Annotated in this window: 13 protein-coding genes and 1 riboswitch; of the genes, 4 read left to right on the forward strand and 9 right to left on the reverse strand. The window is 72.6% G+C overall.

Annotation, left to right across the window (positions count from 1 at the left end; all coding sequences use genetic code 11):
* Positions 1-16 precede the first annotated feature (16 nt).
* Genes BN1555_RS07375 through BN1555_RS07385 form a run of 3 tightly spaced genes read right to left on the reverse strand, consistent with a single transcriptional unit; the run spans position 17 to position 4,805 of the window.
* Positions 17-1,204: an alkaline phosphatase family protein gene (locus tag BN1555_RS07375; protein ID WP_093798625.1), complete on the reverse strand. Its 1,188-nt coding sequence runs from the start codon at positions 1,202-1,204 to the stop codon at positions 17-19.
* Positions 1,204-1,791, reverse strand: coding sequence for a DUF5998 family protein (locus tag BN1555_RS07380; protein ID WP_093803257.1), 588 nt, complete (start codon positions 1,789-1,791; stop codon positions 1,204-1,206). Before BN1555_RS07380 ends, BN1555_RS07375 begins: the two co-directional genes overlap by 1 nt.
* 53 nt (positions 1,792-1,844) lie before the next feature.
* Entirely contained in the window at positions 1,845-4,805 is a 2,961-nt protein-coding gene (locus tag BN1555_RS07385) for a bifunctional acetate--CoA ligase family protein/GNAT family N-acetyltransferase (RefSeq protein WP_093798626.1), read from the reverse strand.
* 145 nt (positions 4,806-4,950) lie between these two features.
* On the opposite strand from BN1555_RS07385, the gene BN1555_RS07390 reads away from it, so the two are divergent.
* Positions 4,951-5,232 (forward strand): HPr family phosphocarrier protein, encoded by a 282-nt coding sequence (locus BN1555_RS07390; RefSeq protein WP_093803258.1) that lies wholly within the window; start codon positions 4,951-4,953, stop codon positions 5,230-5,232.
* A 153-nt stretch (positions 5,233-5,385) separates the two neighbouring features.
* On the opposite strand, the gene BN1555_RS07395 is transcribed toward BN1555_RS07390, so the two are convergent.
* The 4 genes from BN1555_RS07395 to BN1555_RS07410 form a co-directional block, all read right to left on the reverse strand.
* The gene (locus BN1555_RS07395; protein WP_093798627.1) at positions 5,386-6,075 is read right to left on the reverse strand and encodes a GntR family transcriptional regulator; all 690 of its coding nucleotides are present in this window, start codon (positions 6,073-6,075) and stop codon (positions 5,386-5,388) included.
* A 170-nt stretch (positions 6,076-6,245) separates the two neighbouring features.
* Positions 6,246-7,076, reverse strand: coding sequence for a M23 family metallopeptidase (locus BN1555_RS07400; RefSeq protein WP_093798628.1), 831 nt, complete (start codon positions 7,074-7,076; stop codon positions 6,246-6,248).
* A gap of 12 nt (positions 7,077-7,088) precedes the next feature.
* Positions 7,089-7,255, reverse strand: a riboswitch (cyclic di-AMP (ydaO/yuaA leader).
* A gap of 229 nt (positions 7,256-7,484) precedes the next feature.
* Positions 7,485-8,852: a M16 family metallopeptidase gene (locus BN1555_RS07405; protein ID WP_093803259.1), complete on the reverse strand. Its 1,368-nt coding sequence runs from the start codon at positions 8,850-8,852 to the stop codon at positions 7,485-7,487.
* A 20-nt stretch (positions 8,853-8,872) separates the two neighbouring features.
* Positions 8,873-10,246: a M16 family metallopeptidase gene (locus BN1555_RS07410; RefSeq protein ID WP_093798629.1), complete on the reverse strand. Its 1,374-nt coding sequence runs from the start codon at positions 10,244-10,246 to the stop codon at positions 8,873-8,875.
* Positions 10,247-10,461: 215 nt separating this feature from the next.
* Here BN1555_RS07410 and BN1555_RS07415 point away from each other — a divergent pair, with 215 nt between their 5' ends.
* On the forward strand, positions 10,462-12,915 hold the full coding sequence (locus BN1555_RS07415) for a DNA gyrase/topoisomerase IV subunit A (RefSeq protein WP_093798630.1): 2,454 nt from the start codon (positions 10,462-10,464) through the stop codon (positions 12,913-12,915).
* Between the two features lie 33 nt (positions 12,916-12,948).
* On the opposite strand, the gene BN1555_RS07420 is transcribed toward BN1555_RS07415, so the two are convergent.
* On the reverse strand, positions 12,949-14,007 hold the full coding sequence (locus tag BN1555_RS07420) for a CobW family GTP-binding protein (protein ID WP_093798631.1): 1,059 nt from the start codon (positions 14,005-14,007) through the stop codon (positions 12,949-12,951).
* Between the two features lie 135 nt (positions 14,008-14,142).
* Here BN1555_RS07420 and BN1555_RS07425 point away from each other — a divergent pair, with 135 nt between their 5' ends.
* Together BN1555_RS07425 and BN1555_RS07430 are read left to right on the forward strand one after the other, a co-directional pair.
* Positions 14,143-15,894 (forward strand): ATP-binding protein, encoded by a 1,752-nt coding sequence (locus BN1555_RS07425; RefSeq protein WP_093798632.1) that lies wholly within the window; start codon positions 14,143-14,145, stop codon positions 15,892-15,894.
* Complete coding sequence (locus tag BN1555_RS07430) at positions 15,891-16,571, forward strand: response regulator (protein ID WP_093798633.1); 681 nt, start codon at positions 15,891-15,893, stop codon at positions 16,569-16,571. Before BN1555_RS07425 ends, BN1555_RS07430 begins: the two co-directional genes overlap by 4 nt.
* A 78-nt stretch (positions 16,572-16,649) precedes the next feature.
* Here the strand turns inward: BN1555_RS07430 and BN1555_RS07435 are convergent, their stop codons facing one another.
* Positions 16,650-18,242: a solute symporter family protein gene (locus BN1555_RS07435; protein ID WP_218058181.1), complete on the reverse strand. Its 1,593-nt coding sequence runs from the start codon at positions 18,240-18,242 to the stop codon at positions 16,650-16,652.
* Positions 18,243-18,322: the final 80 nt, after the last annotated feature.

Consider the following 18,322-nt stretch of genomic DNA (forward strand, 5'->3'; position numbering starts at 1 on the left):
CGTGGGAGTGCGGGGGTTACGAGCGGACTTCGAGGAGCGGGACGAACTGCTCGGCGGGCGTCATGGAGCCGTGCATGCCCACCATCGCGGACTCGTGCGGCTCCCGGCGCGACGCGGTGACCACGACGTCGTCGTGGGCCGCGGCGACGACGTCGCCGATGCGTCCGTACACCCGCTCGTCGACCGCCGGGCCGAACCATCCGGCCGCGATCGCCTCGTCCCTGCTCGCCACCCAGAACTGTTCGCCGAGCACCTCGCGCCAGACGGTCAGCACATCGTTCTCGGCGCCCGGGACGGCGTACACATGACGGGCCCGGCCCTCGCCGCCCAGCAGGGCGACGCCGGCGCCCAGCTCCCAGTCCTCGTCGAAGTCGATGCGCGACTCCTCGTCGAAGGGGATGTCGATCATGCCGTGGTCGGCGGTGATGTACAGCGCCGCGCGGGGCGGCAGCTGTTCGGCGAGGCGCTGGGCGAGCCGGTCGACGTACATCAGCTGACCGCGCCAGGCGTCGGAGTCCATGCCGAAGCGGTGGCCCTTGCCGTCGACCTCGCTGTAGTACGTGTAGACCAGCGAACGGTCGCCCGCCGCCAGCTGCTCGGCGGCGAGATCCATGCGGTCCTCGCCGGTGAGCTTGCCGCGGAACGTGCCGCCGCTCAGCGCGATCTTGGTGAGCGGGGTGTGCTGGAAGTCCGGGGACGACACCTGCGCGGTGTGCACGCCCGCGGCGTCGGCGAGCTGGAAGACCGTGGGGTACGGCTGCCAGACGTGCGGGTCGGTCCACGGCTTCCAGCGCAGCTGGTTCATCAGCGCGCCGGTGTCGGGGTCGCGGACGGTGTAGCCGGGCAGGCCGTGCGCGCCGGGCGGCAGGCCGGTGCCGACGGAGGCGAGCGAGGTCGCGGTGGTGGCGGGGAAGCCGGCCGTGAGCGGGCGCCCGGTGCCGCCGCGCGAACTGCCGAGGAGGGAGTGGAGGTACGGGGCCTCGTCCGGGTGGGCCTTGATCTGCTCCCAGCCGAGACCGTCGACCAGGAACACGCAGTTCCGGTCGGCGGGCGTGAGTTCGGGGATCGTGGCGGTCGCCCCGGGTACGTCCATGCCCGCCGCGAGGGTCGGCAGGAGGTCGGCGAGCGAGCCGCTGCCGTACTCGGGGGCGGGCGCGGTGCCCAGGGCGAGCGGAACCGGGTCGGACCAGACGGGCTGCGCCATCAGCGGTCGGCCGCGGCGGTCGCTTCGGAGAGCGCCTGGGCGAACGCGAGCGTCTGGCGGACGGCGTCCGGTCCGTCGCCCGCCTCGCTGACGCGCAGGCTGAGGTCGTCGGCGGTGGTGCTGCCGGTGTAGCCGTGGTCCGCGTCACAGTTGGGGTCGCCGCAGGCGGCGGGCTCCAGGTCGATGCGGGAGACCGCGCCCCAGCCGATGGTCAGGACGACCTCGCGGGGCAGGGTGCCCGGAACGTACTTCTCCGGGTTGGCGACGACGCGGCTGACCACGACCGACGAGATCCGGTCGAGCTTGACCGACTCGGTGGAGGTGGTGGCGTACGGCGCCGGGGAGGTGGCGTCGGCGGCCTGCTCGTCGGTGTGGCTGACGATGAAGCGGTTGCCGGTCAGGACGAGCACCGTGACGTGGCGGCGGACCTCGTTGGAGTCGAAGGTCGTCTCCTGGTGCACCAGGTATGAGGAGACCGGCTCGCCGCCGACAGCGGCCTCCACCGCTTCGGCCACGAGGGCCGGGTAGTAGCCGCTGCGCTCGATGGCCGCGCGCAGCCCCTTGGTCGTCGTACCGGTCTTCGCCATGCCCTCCATCCTACGGGGCTCCGGGGGGCGCGATGCCGGGCCTGTGGACGGCGTCAGTAGCTCGGGAGGCGGCGGGGGCCGAGGTCGTCGCGGACGGGCGGGGACGCGAGGCGCACGGACGCGCCGAGCACGGACAGGCCGTGCGGGGCGACGACCACGGGTTCCAGGGAGACCCCGACCACCTCGGGGTGGTCGTCGACCAGGCGCGAGACGCGCAGCAGCAGCTCTTCGAGCGCGGCGGTGTCGACGGGGTCCGAGCCGCGCCAGCCGAAGAGGAGCGGGGCGGTGCGGATCGACCTGATGAGTTCGGCGGCGTCCCGGTCGGTGGCCGGAACCAGCCGGTGTCCGATGTCACCGAGCAGCTCGGAGGCGGCTCCGGCCAGCCCGAAGGAGAGCACGGCGCCGGCCGCGGCGTCGATGGAGGCCCGTACGACGGTGTCCACGCCGCGGGGGGCCATGGCCTGGACGACGGGCTGGAGCTCCTCGGGCTTGCCGAGCGCGTCGGTCAGCTCGCTGTAGGCCCGGCGCAGTTCCTGCTCGTCACCGAGGTCGAGGCGTACGCCGCCGAGGTCGGGGCGGTGGCGCAGGTGCGGGGCGGTGGTCTTGAGGGCGACGGGGTAGCCGAGCCGCCGGGCCGCCGCGACGGCGGCGTCGGGCCTCGGCGCGGGCAGGGCCGGCCGTACGTCGATGCCGTACCGCGCGAGGAGCTCCCGGGCCGCGTCGTCCCTGAGGGACATCCCTCCGGAGGCTGCGCCGCCCTCGCTCAGCAGCTCGGCGATCCGGCCGGCGGCTCCGGCCTCGTCGATGTCGTCGTACTCGGGCACCCGCCCGGGTTCGGCGGCCTGCCGCCGCCACTGCGCGTACTTGACGGCCTCCGCGAGTGCGCGCACGGCGCGTTCGGCGGCGGGGTAGGCGGGAATCCGCCGCCCGTCGCCCGCGCGGCCCGCCCCGAAGCGGCCTTCGGGCGTGGCCCCGGGCGCAGGCAGAGCCGGCCCGTCCGGCGTTCGGCGGCCGGGGTCCGGGGCGGCGCCCCGGTCCGGGGCGGGGCGGGCCGGGGAGGAGTTCCGCGCGGCGGCCCCCGCCCCCGGGCCGCCCGCAGGCATCGGTTCCGGCGCCGGACGGGCCGTGCTCGTCGCCGCGGCGAGCGCGTCCGCCAGGGCGCCCATCTCCACGTGCACGACCGCCACCGGCTTCGCCTCCCCCGTCGCCGCCGCCTCCCGCAGCGCCGTCGCCAGGACCTCCCCGTCGCCGGATTCCGTCGCACCGTTCTCACCGACCCACGGGATCGCCGTGACCACGACCGCGTCGCACATCCCGTCCGCCAGCGCCCGGGCCAGCGCCGCGCGGAAGTCCGCCGGGGTCGCGGCCGTCGTCAGGTCGAGCGGCCGCAGCGGCCGCAGCCCTTCGGCGAGGCAGGCGTCGTACGTCAGGAGGCCCAGGGACTCGGAATTGCCGAGGATGGCGACGCGCGGCCCGGCCGGCAGCGGCTGCCCGGCGAGCAGCAGCCCCGCGTCGACGAGTTCGGTGACGGTGTCGACGCGGACGACCCCCGCCTGCCGCAGCAGCGCGGAGACCGTCGCGTCGGGGATGCGCGTGGCGGGCACCGCGTGCCCCGGCGGCGTACTGCCGCTGTGGCGCGCGCCCTTGACCACGACGACCGGCTTCGCCGCCGCCGTGCGCCGGGCGAGGCGCGTGAACTTGCGCGGGTTGCCGATGGACTCCAGGTAGAGGAGGACGACGTCGGTGTCGGGGTCCTCGTAGCCGTACTGGAGGAAGTCGTTGCCGGACACGTCCGCCCGGTTGCCTGCGGAGATGAACGAGGACAGGCCGGCGCCCCGCCGGTAGAGCCCCGACAGCAGCGCGATGCCGATCGCTCCGGACTGTGTGAACAGGCCGATGCGGCCGCGCGCGGGCGGCTCCGGCGCGAGGGAGGCGTTGAGGCGCACCGCCTCGGAGGTGTTGATGATCCCGAAGGCGTTGGGCCCGATGATGCGCATGCCGTACGAACGGGCCTGGCGCACCAGTTCGCGCTGGCGCGCCCGGCCCGCGGCCCCGCTCTCGGCGTATCCGGCGGAGAGGACGACCAACCCCTGCACGCCGCTCTCGCCGCAGTCCGCGACCACCTCCGGCACCCGTTCGGCCGGTACGGCGACGACGGCGAGGTCGACGGCCTCCCCGATCCCGGCGACGGAGCGGTGCGCGGGGACGCCGTCCAGCTCGGTGAGGTCGTCGGGGAAGGCCCGGTTCACGGCGTACGTACGGCCCGTGTATCCGGCGGCGAGCAGGTTGCGCAAGGCCGTGCGCCCCACCCCGCCCGGCGCGCGCCCGGCCCCGACGACCGCGACGGAGCCGGGGGCGAGGAGGCGCTGCACGGAGCGGGACTCCGCGCGGTGCTCGCGGGCGCGCTGGACGGCGACGGAGCGGTCGGTCGGCTCCAGGCCGAATTCGAGGTGGACGACGCCGTCCTCGAAGCTGCGCTCCTGGGTGTAGCCGGCGTCCGTGAAGACCTTGATCATCTTGGAGTTGGCGGGGAGCACCTCCGCCACGAAGCGCCGGATTCCGCGCTCGCGCGCGACCGCGCCGATGTGTTCGAGGAGGGCGGAGGCGACCCCGCGCCCCTGGTGGGCGTCCTGGACCAGGAAGGCGACTTCGGCCAGGTCGGCGTCGGGACCGGACGAGGGGCGCCCCTGCGCGTTGATGCGGTCGTACCGGACCGTGGCGATGAACTCGCCGCCCACCGTCGCCGCGAGGCCTACCCTGTCCACGTAGTCGTGGTGGGTGAAGCGGTGGACGTCCTTGTCCGAGAGGCGCGGGTACGGCGCGAAGAAGCGGTAGTACTTCGACTCGTCCGACACCTGCTCGTAGAAGCTGACCAGGCGCTGCGCGTCGTCGGGGGTGATGGGGCGGATCCGTGCCGTACCCCCGTCGCGCAGCACCACGTCGGCTTCCCAGTGGGCCGGGTACGCGTGGTGCCCGTTGCGATCCGGCGGGTTCCGCTCCATCGGAGGCTGCATGACGAAAGCCTACGGGTCGCGGGCCCGCTCGGGGCGAGGCAGGCTGGGGCCGCCGCGCGCGGCCGGCGCAGGGCGGCGGGCACGGCTTTCTCGCACGACATGAGAGACTGGTCTAGACAACCGTTAGAACATGAAGGGCAACACCATGGTTGAGCGCCGTGTCACCGTCGGCTGGGCCGAAGGCCTGCACGCCCGGCCCGCCTCCATCTTCGTTCGCGCAGCGACCGCCTCGGGCGTCCCCGTGACGATCGCCAAGGCCGACGGCAAGCCGGTCAACGCGGCCTCCATGCTCGCGGTGCTCGGCCTGGGCGCGCAGGGCGGCGAAGAGATCGTGCTCGCTTCCGAGGCCGACGGCTCCGACGCCGCCCTCGACCGCCTGGCGAAGCTGGTCTCCGAGGGCCTGGACGAGCTTCCCGAGACCGTCTGACCACTCGGACGGATTCATTCTCACGAAGGAGCCGCGACGCCCCGAATTCGGGGCGTCGCGGCTCCTTCGCTTTTATGCGGAGACATACGTCAGGAATTCCGGGCAGCAGGAAAAGCCCCCGCCGATTCACTTTCTTTGTATACGGCACATCTGTTAATTGCGTCCGCCCCCGGTGTTTACGGCATGTTGCGAAGTCCTCACGCTCTCCTGCCGCGGCCCGGGGCGCCGCAACCGGTGCGCGGCCACCGCCCGTTCGGCGTGCAGGGCCGTAAGCGCCCGGGCCCGCCGCGCGTCGCCGCGTGCCACGGCGTCGACGATCGCACCGCGTTCGGCCCAGGACTCGACGGGGCGGGCGGGCTGCTCGACGACGTACATCCAGGTGATCTTGTGCCCGAGCTGGGTGAGCAGGGTCGTGAGGCCGGGGCTGCCGGACGCCTGGGCGAGCGTCTCGTGGAACCAGCCGCCCAGGGAGCTCAGGTCCTCGCCCTCGCCCCGGCGGGCCCGCTCCTGGCCGAGCCTGACCAGGCCGCGCAACACCTTGAGGTGCGCCTCGGTGCGCCTCTGGGCTGCGCGGGCCGCCCCCAGCGGCTCCAGCAGCATCCTGACCTCCAGGAGGTCCGCGGCCTCCTGCTCGGTGGGTTCGGCCACGCAGGCGCCCGCGTGCCGGCGGGTGGTGACGAACCCCTCGGACTCCAGCGTGCGCAGGGCCTCCCGCACCGGGACGCGTGAGACGCCGTAACGGCGCGCCAGCAGCTCTTCGGTGAGCCGGCTGCCCCGCTCGAAGACGCCGGAGACGATGTCGTCACGGATCGCCGTGCATACCGATTGCGCGGGAACGCGCATGAGCGGACCTCCGCCTCGTCTCCCGCGAAACGCGGTCGATTGACACCTGTTCGGCGACTCTATTGCAGCGGTGCGCAATTTCCGACGGGCGGCGGGAATTCATGGATATCTTTTGGCCAACGCCGAAGGCCCCGGCGGGAAGCCGGGGCCTTCCGGAAAACCGGGGTGCGTCAGACGTTCACGCCGTGCGCGCGCAGGTACGCGACCGGGTCCATGTCGGAGCCGTACTCGGGAGACGTACGGGCCTCGAAGTGCAGGTGCGGGCCCGTCGAGTTGCCGGTCGAACCCGAGAGGCCTATCTGCTGGCCCGGGGCGACGGCCTGGCCGACGGAGACGCCGATGGACGACAGGTGGCCGTACTGCGTGTAGGTGCCGTCGTTCATCCTGACGACGACGTTGTTGCCGTACGCCCCGCCCCAGCCGGCCTCGACGACGGTGCCCGCACCGACGGCCACGACGGAACTGCCGGACGCGGCGCGGAAGTCGATGCCGGAGTGGCTGCCGGAGGACCAGAGCGAGCCGCCGCTCCGGTAGCCGGTGGTCACGACGGAACCGGCGACCGGAAGGGTGTAGGCCGTGAGGCGCTCACGCTCCGCCGCACGGGCGGCGCGCTCCTCGGCCTCGCGTTCCTCGCGCTCCTTCTCGGCCCTGGCTTCCGCCTTGCGCCTGGCCTCCGCCTTGCGCTCCGCCTCCGCCTTGCGCTCCGCCTCGGCCCTGCGCTCGGCCTCCGCCTTGTCGGCGGCGTGCTGCTGCGCCTCGGCCTGGGCGGCGACCTGGGCGGCGAGGGAGTCGCCGATGACGAGGGCCTGGGTCAGGCCGGTCGTCCCGGCGGAGTGGGCCGCGTCGGCGCCGGCGCCGGCGGCGAGGGCCGGAGAGGCCAGGCTCCCGATGGCACCGGTCGTCGCGAGGGTGGCCACGCCCGCGAGGTTCGCGCTCCTGCGCGTCAGACGGCCCGGACGGCCCGGACGACGGTGCTTCCCGGTGGCACGGGTGAACGCCATGAAGTGGCTGGTCCTTTCCTTCCTTCTCGCCTACCGGGTTAGCTGACGGGTTCGGAGCAGGAAGGTCTCCTACGGACCCCTCTCCGTACGCACGGAAGGACGTCCGATTCACCCCAGGGACGGTTTGGGTCCCCGGCTCCCCAGGCTCGCGCCTGACGGGGACTCGGCGATGACTGTCCGGTGCCGCGGATGCGGCTCACTGCTGACGGACAGCCGGACCGACGCTAAACGGGAGATCTTTCAATCACCAAAAAGACATCGCACTTTGTAACGCACCCCACAGACCAGAAAGGCAACCTCCACAACAAAACGGACATACCCAAAGGACCCCGGCAGCTTGTCGGCCACCGGGGTCCCTCTACCTCCCGTTTTGAGGGAGTTGCGCCATCGGCTCGGACGGGCGGACCGTCAGCCGGCGACCACCGTCACGTCACCGATGCCGAGCGCCCTGACGGGCTCCTCGATCCGCGACGCGTCCCCGACGAGGACCGTGACCAGGCGGTCCTCGGGGAAGGCGCTGACGACCGCCGCGGTGGCCTCCACCGTGCCCGTCTCGGCGAGGCGGGCGTACAGCTGGGCCTGGAAGTCGTCCGGCAGGTGCTGCTCGACCTGGTCGGCGAGCGTGCCGGCGACGGCGGCCGCCGTCTCGTACTTGAGCGGTGCGACACCCACCAGGTTCTGCACGGCGACGTCGCGCTCGGTGTCGGTGAGGCCCTCGGCCGCGAGGGTGCGCAGCACCTTCCACAGGTCTTCGAGCGCCGGACCCGTGGACTCCGTGTCCACCGAACCACTGATCGCCAGCATCGACGCGCCCGACCCGTCCGGCGCGGAGCGCAGCACCTGGCCGAAGGCGCGCACGCCGTACGTGTAGCCCTTCTCCTCGCGCAGGACGCGGTCCAGGCGGGAGGTGAGCGTGCCGCCCAGGCAGTACGTGCCGAGGACCTGGGCCGGCCAGACGCGGTCGTGCCGGTCGGGGCCGATCCGGCCGATGAGCAGCTGCGTCTGGACCGCGCCGGGGCGGTCCACGATGACCACACGGCCCGTGTCGTCTGCCGTCACCGGCGGTACGGGGCGGGGCTCGGCGGTGTCGCCCTTCCACGCCCCCAGGGTGTCGGCCAGTACGGCGTCCAGGTCGGTGCCGTCGAGGTCGCCGACGATCACGGCGGTGGCGGTCGCGGGACGCACGTGCGCCGCGTAGAAGCCCTTCACCGCTGTGGCGTCGATGCGCTTCACCGTCTCCTCGGTGCCCTGGCGCGGCCGCGACATGCGCGAGGTGGCCGGGAACAGCTCCTTGGAGAGCTGCTTGGCGGCGCGGCGGGACGGGTTGGCCGTCTCGTGCGGGATCTCGTCGAGCCGGTTGGCCACCAGCCGCTCGATCTCGCCGTCCGCGAAGGCGGGCGCGCGCAGCGCGTCGGCGAGCAGGCCGAGCGCCTTGGGCAGCCGGGAGACCGGGACCTCCAGGGAGACCCGGACGCCCGGATGGTCGGCGTACGCGTCGAGCGTGGCGCCGCAGCGCTCCAGCTCGGCGGCGAACTCCTCGGCGGAGTGCTTGTCGGTGCCCTCGGAGAGGGCCCGCGACATGATCGTGGCCACGCCGTCGAGGCCCTCGGGCTCGGCCTCCAGGGGGGCCGCGAGGAAGACCTCGACCGCCATGACCTGCTGGCCGGGGCGGTGGCAGCGCAGGACGGTCAGGCCATTGGGCAGGGAGCCCCGCTCGGGGGCGGGGAACGCCCACGGCGTGGGGGTGCCCGCCTGCGGCCGGGGGTGGAATTCCATGCTCACGGCTGCGGTGTCGGTCACTTGTCCGCCCCTTCCTGCGTACCGGCCGCACCGGCGGCGTCTGCGGTGTCGTCGGCTGCGTCCGCCGCGTGTGTCGGCTCGTACACCAGGACCGCTCTGTTGTCCGGGCGCAGGCGGGCCCTGGCCGCCGCCCGGACCTCCTCCGCCGTGATCTCCAGGACGCGCTGGACGGCGGTCAGCGCGAGCTGGGGGTCGCCGAACAGGACGGCGTACCGGCAGAGTTCGTCGGCGCGGCCCGCGACCGTGCCGAGCCGGTCGAGCCACTCGCGCTCCAGCTGGGCCTGCGCGCGCTCCATCTCCTCGGGCGTGGGGCCCTCGGCGGCGAAGCGGGCCAGTTCCTCGTCGACGGCGCGCTCGATGTCGGGCACCTCGACGCCGGCCGACGTCTTGACGTCCAGCCAGCCGAGCGAGGGGGCGCCGGCGAGGCGCAGCAGCCCGAAACCGGCGGCGACGGCCGTCCGGTCGCGGCGGACCAGGCGGTTGTGCAGCCGGGAGGACTCGCCGCCGCCGAGGACGGTCAGGGCCAGGTCGGCGGCGTCGGCCTCGCGGGTGCCGTCGTGCGGCAGCCGGTAGGCCGCCATCAGCGCGCGGGCCGGGACCTCTTCGTGGATCTCCTCGCGGAGCTCCTCGCCGATGATGTCGGGCAGCGTCCCGTCGCGCGGCGGCTGCTTGCCGGCGTGGGACGGGATGGAGCCGAAGTACTTCTCGATCCAGGCGAGCGTCTGCTCCGGGTCGATGTCGCCGACGACCGAGAGCACCGCGTTGTTGGGCGCGTAGTACGTACGGAAGAAGGCGCGCGCGTCCTCGAGGGTCGCGGCGTCCAGGTCGGCCATCGACCCGATCGGCGTGTGGTGGTACGGGTGGCCCTCCGGGTAGGAGAGGGCGGTCAGCTTCTCGAACGCGGTGCCGTACGGAACGTTGTCGTACCGCTGGCGGCGCTCGTTCTTGACGACGTCGCGCTGGTTCTCCATGGACTCCTCGTCGAGCGCGGAGAGCAGCGAGCCCATCCGGTCGGCTTCCAGCCACAGAGCCAGCTCCACCTGGTGGGCGGGCATCGTCTCGAAGTAGTTGGTGCGCTCGAAGCTGGTCGTGCCGTTGAGCGAACCGCCCGCACCCTGCACCAGCTCGAAGTGGCCGTTGCCCTTGACCTGTGCCGAGCCCTGGAACATCAGGTGCTCGAAAAGGTGAGCAAGACCGGTACGGCCCTTGACCTCGTGGCGCGAGCCCACGTCGTACCAGAGGCAGACCGCGGCGACCGGGGTCAGGTGGTCCTCGGAGAGCACCACGCGCAGGCCATTGGCCAGCCGGTGCTCGGTCGCTGTCAGGCCGCCGGAACCGGCCTGCGCTGTGGCCGTGTGACCCATGGGCATGTACGTCCCTTCGATCGCGATATGGAGAAGTCCTGCCACTGTATGCAAGCGCACTGACGCCTGGCGAAGTTCCCGGCCGGTGTACGCCCTCAGGGAACGTCCGGGCAGGCGCTACGGACGGGTCGGGGTCGGCGTTGTCAGTGGACCGGTCCACAATGGTCGGCATCAGACCCAAGAAACCACCCCGACAGAACCGCGAAGGAGCCGCAGCCGCGATGGCCCGCCGCAGCACGAAGACCCCGCCGCCGGACGATGTGTTCGAGGAGAAGATCCTCGATGTCGACGTCGTCGACGAAATGCAGGGCTCCTTCCTCGAGTACGCGTACTCGGTGATCTACTCGCGAGCGCTGCCCGACGCCCGCGACGGCATGAAGCCGGTGCACCGACGCATCGTCTACCAGATGAACGAGATGGGGCTGCGGCCCGACCGCGGCTACGTGAAGTGCGCCCGCGTCGTCGGCGAGGTGATGGGAAAGCTGCACCCGCACGGCGACGCCTCGATCTACGACGCGCTCGTACGGATGGCCCAGCCCTTCTCCATGCGCCTGCCCCTGGTCGACGGGCACGGCAACTTCGGCTCCCTCGGCAACGACGACCCGCCGGCCGCCATGCGGTACACGGAATGCCGGATGGCCGACGCCACGTCGCTGATGACGGAGTCCATCGACGAGGACACGGTCGACTTCAACCCGAACTACGACGGGCAGGAGCGGGAGCCGGTCGCGCTTCCCGCGGCGTACCCGAACCTGCTGGTCAACGGCGCCTCCGGGATCGCCGTCGGCATGGCGACGAACATGCCCCCGCACAACCTGGGCGAGGTCGTCGCCGCCGCCCGGCACCTGATCAGGCACCCCGGCGCGGATCTTGAGACGCTGATGCGTTTCGTGCCCGGGCCCGACCTGCCGACCGGCGGCCGCATCGTCGGTCTCGGCGGCATCAAGGACGCGTACGAGAAGGGGCGCGGCACCTTCAAGATCCGCGCGACGGCCACCGTGGAGAACGTGACGGCGCGCCGCAAGGGCCTGGTCGTCACCGAACTGCCGTTCACGGTCGGTCCGGAGAAGGTGATCGCCAAGATCAAGGACCTGGTCTCGTCGAAGAAGCTCCAGGGCATCGCGGACGTCAAGGACCTCACGGACCGCATGCACGGTCTGCGTCTGGTCATCGAGATCAAGAACGGTTTCGTCCCCGAGGCCGTCCTGGAGCAGCTCTACAAGCTGACGCCGATGGAGGAGACCTTCGGCATCAACAACGTGGCGCTGGTGGACGGCCAGCCGCTGACGCTGGGGCTCAAGGAGCTGCTGGAGGTCTATCTCGACCACCGCTTCGAGGTCGTGCGCCGCCGCAGCGAGTTCCGCCGCACCAAGCGGCGCGACCGGCTGCACCTGGTCGAGGGCCTGCTCGTCGCGCTGCTCGACATCGACGAGGTCATCCGCCTCATCCGCTCCAGCGACAACTCGGGACAGGCGAAGGAGCGGCTGATCGAGCACTTCTCGCTGAGCGAGATCCAGACGCAGTACATCCTGGACACGCCGCTGCGCCGGCTCACCAAGTTCGACCGGATCGAGCTGGAGAGCGAGCGCGACCGGCTGACCGGCGAGATCGACGAGCTGACCGGGATCCTGGAGTCGGACGCCGAGCTGCGCAAGCTGGTCTCGGCGGAACTGGCGGCGGTGGCGAAGAAGTTCGGCACCGACCGGCGCACCGTGCTGCTGGAGTCCGGGAGTTCGCCGGTCGCCGCGGTGCCGCTGGAGGTCGCGGACGACCCCTGCCGCGTCCTCCTGTCGTCGACCGGGCTGCTGGCCCGTACGGCCAGTGGCGAGCCTCTCGCCCTGGACGACGCCCGGCGCGCCAAGCACGACGTGATCGTCTCCGCGGTGCCCGCGACGGCGCGCGGTGACGTGGGCGCGGTGACCTCGGCCGGGCGGCTGCTGCGGCTGTCGGTGATCGACCTGCCCCAGCTGCCGGACACGGCGTCCGCGCCGAACCTCTCGGGCGGGGCGCCGGTCGCGGAGTTCCTGTCCCTGGAGCCGGACGAGTCACTGATCTGCCTCACCACGCTCGACGAGTCCTCGCCGGGGCTCGCGCTCGGCACCGAGCAGGGCGTGGTGAAGCGGGTCGTCCCGGACTATCCCGCGAACAAGGACGAGCTGGAGGTCATCACTCTCAAGCAGGGTGACCGGATCGTCGGCGGGGCCGAGCTGCGCACCGGCGAGGAGGACCTGGTCTTCATCACGGACGACGCCCAGCTGCTGCGCTATCCGGCGGGGCAGGTGCGGCCGCAGGGCCGTGCGGCGGGCGGTATGGCGGGCATCAAGCTCGCGGACGGCGCCAAGGTGATCTCCTTCACCGCGGTCGACCCGGCGTCGGACGCCGTGGTCTTCACGGTGGCCGGCACGGCCGGCACGCTGCTCGGCGACTCCGAGACGTCGGCGAAGCTGACGCCGTTCGACCAGTACCCGCGCAAGGGCCGGGCCACGGGCGGCGTGCGCTGCCAGCGGTTCCTCAAGGGCGAGGACACGCTGGTCCTGGCCTGGGCGGGCGCGGCTCCGGCGCGCGCCGCCGCGAAGAACGGCACACCGGTGGAACTGCCCGAGCAGGACCCGCGCCGCGACGGCTCGGGTACGCCGCTGACGACGGCGGTGGCGGCCCTGGCAGGCCCGGTCTAGCCCCTGGGCCCCCGGCCCCCCGGCTTCCCCCGGTCAGCCCTCGCCCTGTACGTACCGCAGGACGCCCCACATGCTGTGCTCGTCGGCAGCGGCGGGGGCGTCCCGCGGGCCGTCCACCCGGCAGGACGCCAGTTCCTTGCCCAGCGCCCCGGCGTCCGTCCCGGATCCGATGAGCACGAGCTGGGTGAGTCTCGGCTCCTCGCCTCCCCAGGGCTCGGGGTAGAAGCGCAGGAAGCGGCCGACGGCGTGCACCGCGTACCGGTTGCGGGCGTCGGCCGCACCGAAGTCGACGTACCCCTTGATCCGGTAGAGCCCCTCCGGCCTGGTGTCGAGGAACTCCATGAGCCGGCGCGGGTCCATGGGCACTTCGGAGGTGAAGGAGACGCTCTCGTACGCGGCGTGCAGGTGATCGTCGTGGCCGTCCTCGGGGTCCTCGCTCCGCAGGTCGTCGAACGACAGCTGCCGCGCCTTCTCCTCGCCGTCCGGCCGTACCGCCGGGTCGAAGAGCAGCTGCGGATCGATCCGCCCGTACGACGCGCGGACCACGGCGGCACAGCCGCTGAGGGCCCCGACGGTGCCGAGGACGCCCGCGAGCCGCTCCTCTCCCACCCGGTCCGTCTTGTTCAGGACGACGAGGTCGGCGAGGGCAAGATGGCGGTCGATCTCGGGATGCCGCTCCCGGGTCGCGTCGAACTCGGCGGCGTCGACGACCTCGGCGAGCCCCCCGTACACGATCCGCTCGTTCTCGCTGGCCAGGATCATCCGGACGAGTTCCTGCGGCTCGGCGAGACCGCTCGCCTCGATGACGATCACATCGAGACGGGCGGCGGGGCGGGTCAGCCTCTCCAGGTACGCGTCGAGCTCACTGGCGTCGACGGCGCAGCACAGGCAGCCGTTGCCGAGCGAGACGGTGGAGTCCCCGAGCTGCCCGGCGACCGCCATGGCGTCGATCTCGATGGCCCCGAAGTCATTGACGATCGCACCGATCCTGGTGCCCCTGCTCCGCCTCAGCAGATGGTTGAGCAAGGTGGTCTTGCCGGATCCCAGGAAGCCCGTGAGGACGATGACCGGGATCTGCTTCTTGCTCACCAGGAGGCCTTTCTCGTAGCGCGGGGACCGGCCGCCCCAGGATATTGGCGCTCCGGCCGGCCCTGCGAGCCGCCCGGGGGCGGGCGCGCGGCCACGGGATTTCGGAAAGGCGAGCCCGGCGCTCTACCGTTCGTAGACATGAGCGCCGCACCGACCGCCCCCGCCGGACGTTTCCGTCTGGGCTGGCCCCAGCGCGTCTTCTCGCAGGTCCTCCTGATGCAGCTGGCCATCGCCGGCGGCGTCGCCGTGCTCGCCACCGGCCTCTTCCTCGCCCCGCTCAGCGATCAGCTCGACCACGAGGCGATGCGGCGCGCGCTCGCGATCGCGCAGACCACCGCGGCCCGGCCGCAGCTGGCCGACACGCTCGTCGGCTCCCGTCCCACCGCCGGAGGCCCCGTACAGGCCGGGGCCGACCGCATCAGGCGCTCCACCGGCGCCGAGTACGTCGTGGTCATGGACGAGCGCGGCGTCCGCTGGTCCCACCCCGACACCGGCCAGATCGGCAAGGTCGTCTCCACCGACCCCAGCGAAGCGCTCGCAGGCCACGAGGTCATGGAGATCGACGAGGGTACGCTCGGCCGCTCCGCCCGCGGCAAGGTCCCGCTGCGCGACGCCGGCGGTGAGATCGTCGGCGCGGTGTCGGTCGGCATCGAGTACGACAGCGTCCGCGCCCGGCTGCTGGGGGCGATCCCCGGGCTGCTGGCGTACGCGGGCGGGGCCCTGGCCGTCGGCGCGGTGGCGGCGTACCTCATCTCCCGCAGGCTCCAGCGGCAGACCCATGACCTCGCCTTCTCCGACATCTCCGCGCTGCTGGCCGAGCGTGAGGCGATGCTGCACGGCATTCGCGAAGGTGTCGTCGCCCTCGACGCCGAGGGCAGGATCCGGCTGATGAACGACGAGGCCCAGCGGCTGCTCGGGCTCGGCCCCGAGGTCACCGGGCGGCCGCTCGACGAGGCCCTGGGCGGGGGGCGTACCGCGGATGTGCTGGCGGGGCGGGTGACCGGCGAGGACCTGCTGACCGTGCGCGGTCAGCGCGTGCTGGTCACCAACCGGATGCCGACGGACGACGGGGGCGCCGTGGCGACCCTGCGCGACCGTACGGAGCTGGAGCGGCTCGGCCGCGAGCTGGATTCGACCCGCGGCCTGATCGACGCCCTGCGCGCCCAGGACCACGAGCACGCCAACCGGATGCATACGCTCCTGGGGCTGCTCGAGCTGGGCATGCACGAGGAGGCGGTGGAGTTCGTGACGGAGGTCGCGGCGGTGCACCGCGCCACCGCCGAACAGATCACCGAGAAGATCCACGATCCGCTGCTGGCGGCGCTGCTGGTCGGCAAGGCCACGGTCGCCGCGGAGCGCGGGGTCGCGCTCCGGCTCTCGGACGCGACGCTGCTGCCCGACCGTCTGGTGGACCCGCGCGGTCTGGTCACGGTGGTCGGCAACCTGGTGGACAACGCGCTGGACGCCTCGGCCGGTTCCCCGGACGCCCGCGTCGAGGTCGAGCTGAGGGTGCGGGGGCGTACGGCCGTACTGCGGGTGGCCGACAGCGGGCCGGGGGTCCCGGCCGGGCAGCGGGAGCTGGTCTTCACGGAGGGGTGGTCGACCAAGGAGCTGCCCGCACACGGCAAGCGCGGCCTCGGCCTCGCGATGGTGCGCCGGCTGGCGGAGCGGCAGGGCGGCAGCGCCCGGGCCGGCGAGGGGGCGGAGGGCGGCGCCGAATTCACCGTCGTACTGCCGGAAGCACTGACGGACGCCGGGCTGGCGGACGCCGGACCGGCCGGTGCTGGGCCGACCGGCGCGGAACCGGACAGCGCGGGGGTGGGCGCGACGGGGCTGACCGGCAGCGGGCCGGACACAGCTACGCCGGACACGGCAGGAGAGACGCGATGATCGACGTTCTGGTGGTGGACGACGACGTCCGGGTCGCGGAGATCAACGCCGCCTACGTGGCCAAGGTGGCGGGCTTCCGCGTCGTCGGCCGGGCGCACTCCGCCGCCGACGCACTGGCACAGCTGCGCGCGCACCACGTCGACCTGGTGCTCCTGGACCACTACCTGCCGGACGGTAACGGGCTCGCGCTCGTACGGGAGCTGCGCGGGCTCGGCCTCCAGACCGACGTGATCATGGTGACGGCGGCGCGCGACATCGGGACCGTACAGGCGGCGATGCGTCAGGGCGCCCTCCAGTACCTGGTGAAACCCTTCAACTTCGCCGGGCTGCGCACCAAGCTGGAGGCGTACGCCGGGCTGCGCCGGACCCTCGACGGGGGCGGCGAGGCGGAACAGGCCGAGGTCGACCGTATCTTCGGGGCACTGTCCGTGACCGGCTCCCCCGACCTTCCCAAGGGTCACTCGCCGACCACCGCGGAGCTGGTCCGCCAGGTGCTGCTGGCCGCCGGGGGCCCGCTGTCCGCCCAGGAGATCGCGGAGCGGGCGGGCATGAGCCGGCAGACCGCGCAGCGCTATCTGAAACTGCTGGAGCGGTCGGGGCGGGTGCGCCTCAGCCTCAAGTACGGCGAGACGGGCCGCCCGGAGCACCGGTACGCGTGGACGGCCGGCAGCCGCTGAGCAGGGGCGGGCCCCGCCGTCCTGCCGCCCACCGCCACCCTGCCGTCCGCCGTCCGCCTCCCGCTTCCCGTCGCCCGGTCAGGCCGCGCCCGCCCCCGTCAGTGAGCGCACCTCTGCCTCCGCGTGCCTGGCCTCGTCCGGTGGACCGGGCGACAGCGCCGTACCGGCCCAGCCCGCGAGGAAGCCCAGCGGGATCGAGACCAGGCCCGGATTCTGCAACGGGAAGATCTGGAAGTCGACGCCCGGGAAGAGCGCTTCGGGGCTGCCGGAGACGACCGGCGAGAGCAGCACGAGCAGCACGGCCGGGACCAGACCGCCGTACACCGACCAGACCGCGCCGCGGGTGGTGAACTTCCGCCAGAACAGCGAGTAGAGCAGCACCGGCAGATTGGCGGACGCGGCGACCGCGAAGGCCAGGCCGACGAGGAAGGCGACGTTCAGGTCGCGGGCGAGCAGGCCGAGGCCGATGGCCACGGCCCCGACACCGGCCGCCGCGACACGGGCCACCGCGACCTCGCCGTGCTGCCTGGCGTGGCGGCGCCTGAGCGAGGCGTACAGATCGTGGGCGACGGAGGCGGAGGACGCCAGCGTGATGCCGGCCACGACCGCGAGGATGGTGGCGAAGGCGACGGCCGCGACGACGGCGAAGAGAACCGTCCCTCCGGTGGAGCCGGCGCCGCCGCCCAGGTCGAGCGCCAGCAGGGGGACCGCCGTGTTCCCGGCGGCGTTCGACGCCCGGACCTCGTCGGATCCGACCACCGCCGCCGCGCCGAAGCCGAGCACGATCGTCATCAGGTAGAAGCTCCCGATGAGGCCGACGGACCAGACGACGGAGCGGCGGGCTGCGCGCGCGGTCGGCACGGTGTAGAAGCGGGAGAGGATGTGCGGCAGCCCGGCCGTACCGAGGACGAGCGCGAGGCCGAGACTGATGAAGTCGAAGCGGGCCGTCCAGTCGCCGCCGTACCGCAGACCGGGTGCCAGGAAGTCCGTGCCGTGGCCGCTGCGCTCAGCGGCGGAGAGCAGCAGCTGGTTGAAGTCGCCGTGGAAGCGCACCAGGACGAGCACGGTGAGCGCGACCGTACCCGCCATCAGCAGCACTGCCTTGACGATCTGGATCCAGGTGGTGGCCCGCATCCCTCCCAGCGACACGTAGATCACCATCAGCGCGCCCACGCCGATGACCGTCCAGGAACGCGCGGCCTCGCTGTCCCCGCCCAGCAGCAGCGCGACCAGGCTGCCCGCTCCCACCATCTGCGCCACCAGATAGAGAACGGACACGGTGACCGAGGAAGTTCCCGCCGCGATACGGACGGGGCGCTCGCTCATCCGCGCGGCGATGACATCGGCGAGGGTGAACCGGCCGCAGTTGCGGACGAGTTCGGCGACGAGCAGCAGGACGACGAGCCACGCGACGAGGAAGCCCACGGAGTAGAGCATGCCGTCGTAACCGTAGAGGGCGATCAGACCCGAGATGCCCAGGAAGGAGGCGGCGGACATGTAGTCGCCCGCGATGGCGAAACCATTCTCCATGGGGGAGAACAGCCGTCCCCCCGCGTAGAACTCCTCAGCGGAGCCGTGCCGGTTGCGGCCCGCCCAGGTCGTGATCGCCAGCGTCACCGCGACGAACGCGCAGAACAGCAGCAGCGCGAGCGTCTGGTGCTGCGTGGTCATGGCCGGGCCTGTCGTCGCTGAGCCCGTCACCGCCGTGTTCGTCATCGCTGTGCTCGTCACTGCTGTGCTCGTCACTGCTG

Source organism: Streptomyces sp. Wb2n-11, from assembly GCF_001049855.1.
Lineage (GTDB): Bacteria > Actinomycetota > Actinomycetes > Streptomycetales > Streptomycetaceae > Streptomyces > Streptomyces altiplanensis.

What these genes read in the sequence shown, in the direction of transcription:
- BN1555_RS07375 (WP_093798625.1), bottom strand. Translation starts at nt 1,204, where the DNA reads ATGGCGCAGCCCGTCTGGTCCGACCCGGTTCCGCTCGCCCTGGGCACC.
- BN1555_RS07380 (WP_093803257.1), bottom strand. Translation starts at nt 1,791, where the DNA reads ATGGCGAAGACCGGTACGACGACCAAGGGGCTGCGCGCGGCCATCGAG.
- BN1555_RS07385 (WP_093798626.1), bottom strand. Translation starts at nt 4,805, where the DNA reads ATGCAGCCTCCGATGGAGCGGAACCCGCCGGATCGCAACGGGCACCAC.
- BN1555_RS07390 (WP_093803258.1), top strand. Translation starts at nt 4,951, where the DNA reads ATGGTTGAGCGCCGTGTCACCGTCGGCTGGGCCGAAGGCCTGCACGCC.
- BN1555_RS07395 (WP_093798627.1), bottom strand. Translation starts at nt 6,075, where the DNA reads ATGCGCGTTCCCGCGCAATCGGTATGCACGGCGATCCGTGACGACATC.
- BN1555_RS07400 (WP_093798628.1), bottom strand. Translation starts at nt 7,076, where the DNA reads ATGGCGTTCACCCGTGCCACCGGGAAGCACCGTCGTCCGGGCCGTCCG.
- BN1555_RS07405 (WP_093803259.1), bottom strand. Translation starts at nt 8,852, where the DNA reads ATGGAATTCCACCCCCGGCCGCAGGCGGGCACCCCCACGCCGTGGGCG.
- BN1555_RS07410 (WP_093798629.1), bottom strand. Translation starts at nt 10,246, where the DNA reads ATGCCCATGGGTCACACGGCCACAGCGCAGGCCGGTTCCGGCGGCCTG.
- BN1555_RS07415 (WP_093798630.1), top strand. Translation starts at nt 10,462, where the DNA reads ATGGCCCGCCGCAGCACGAAGACCCCGCCGCCGGACGATGTGTTCGAG.
- BN1555_RS07425 (WP_093798632.1), top strand. Translation starts at nt 14,143, where the DNA reads ATGAGCGCCGCACCGACCGCCCCCGCCGGACGTTTCCGTCTGGGCTGG.
- BN1555_RS07430 (WP_093798633.1), top strand. Translation starts at nt 15,891, where the DNA reads ATGATCGACGTTCTGGTGGTGGACGACGACGTCCGGGTCGCGGAGATC.
- BN1555_RS07435 (WP_218058181.1), bottom strand. Translation starts at nt 18,242, where the DNA reads ATGACCACGCAGCACCAGACGCTCGCGCTGCTGCTGTTCTGCGCGTTC.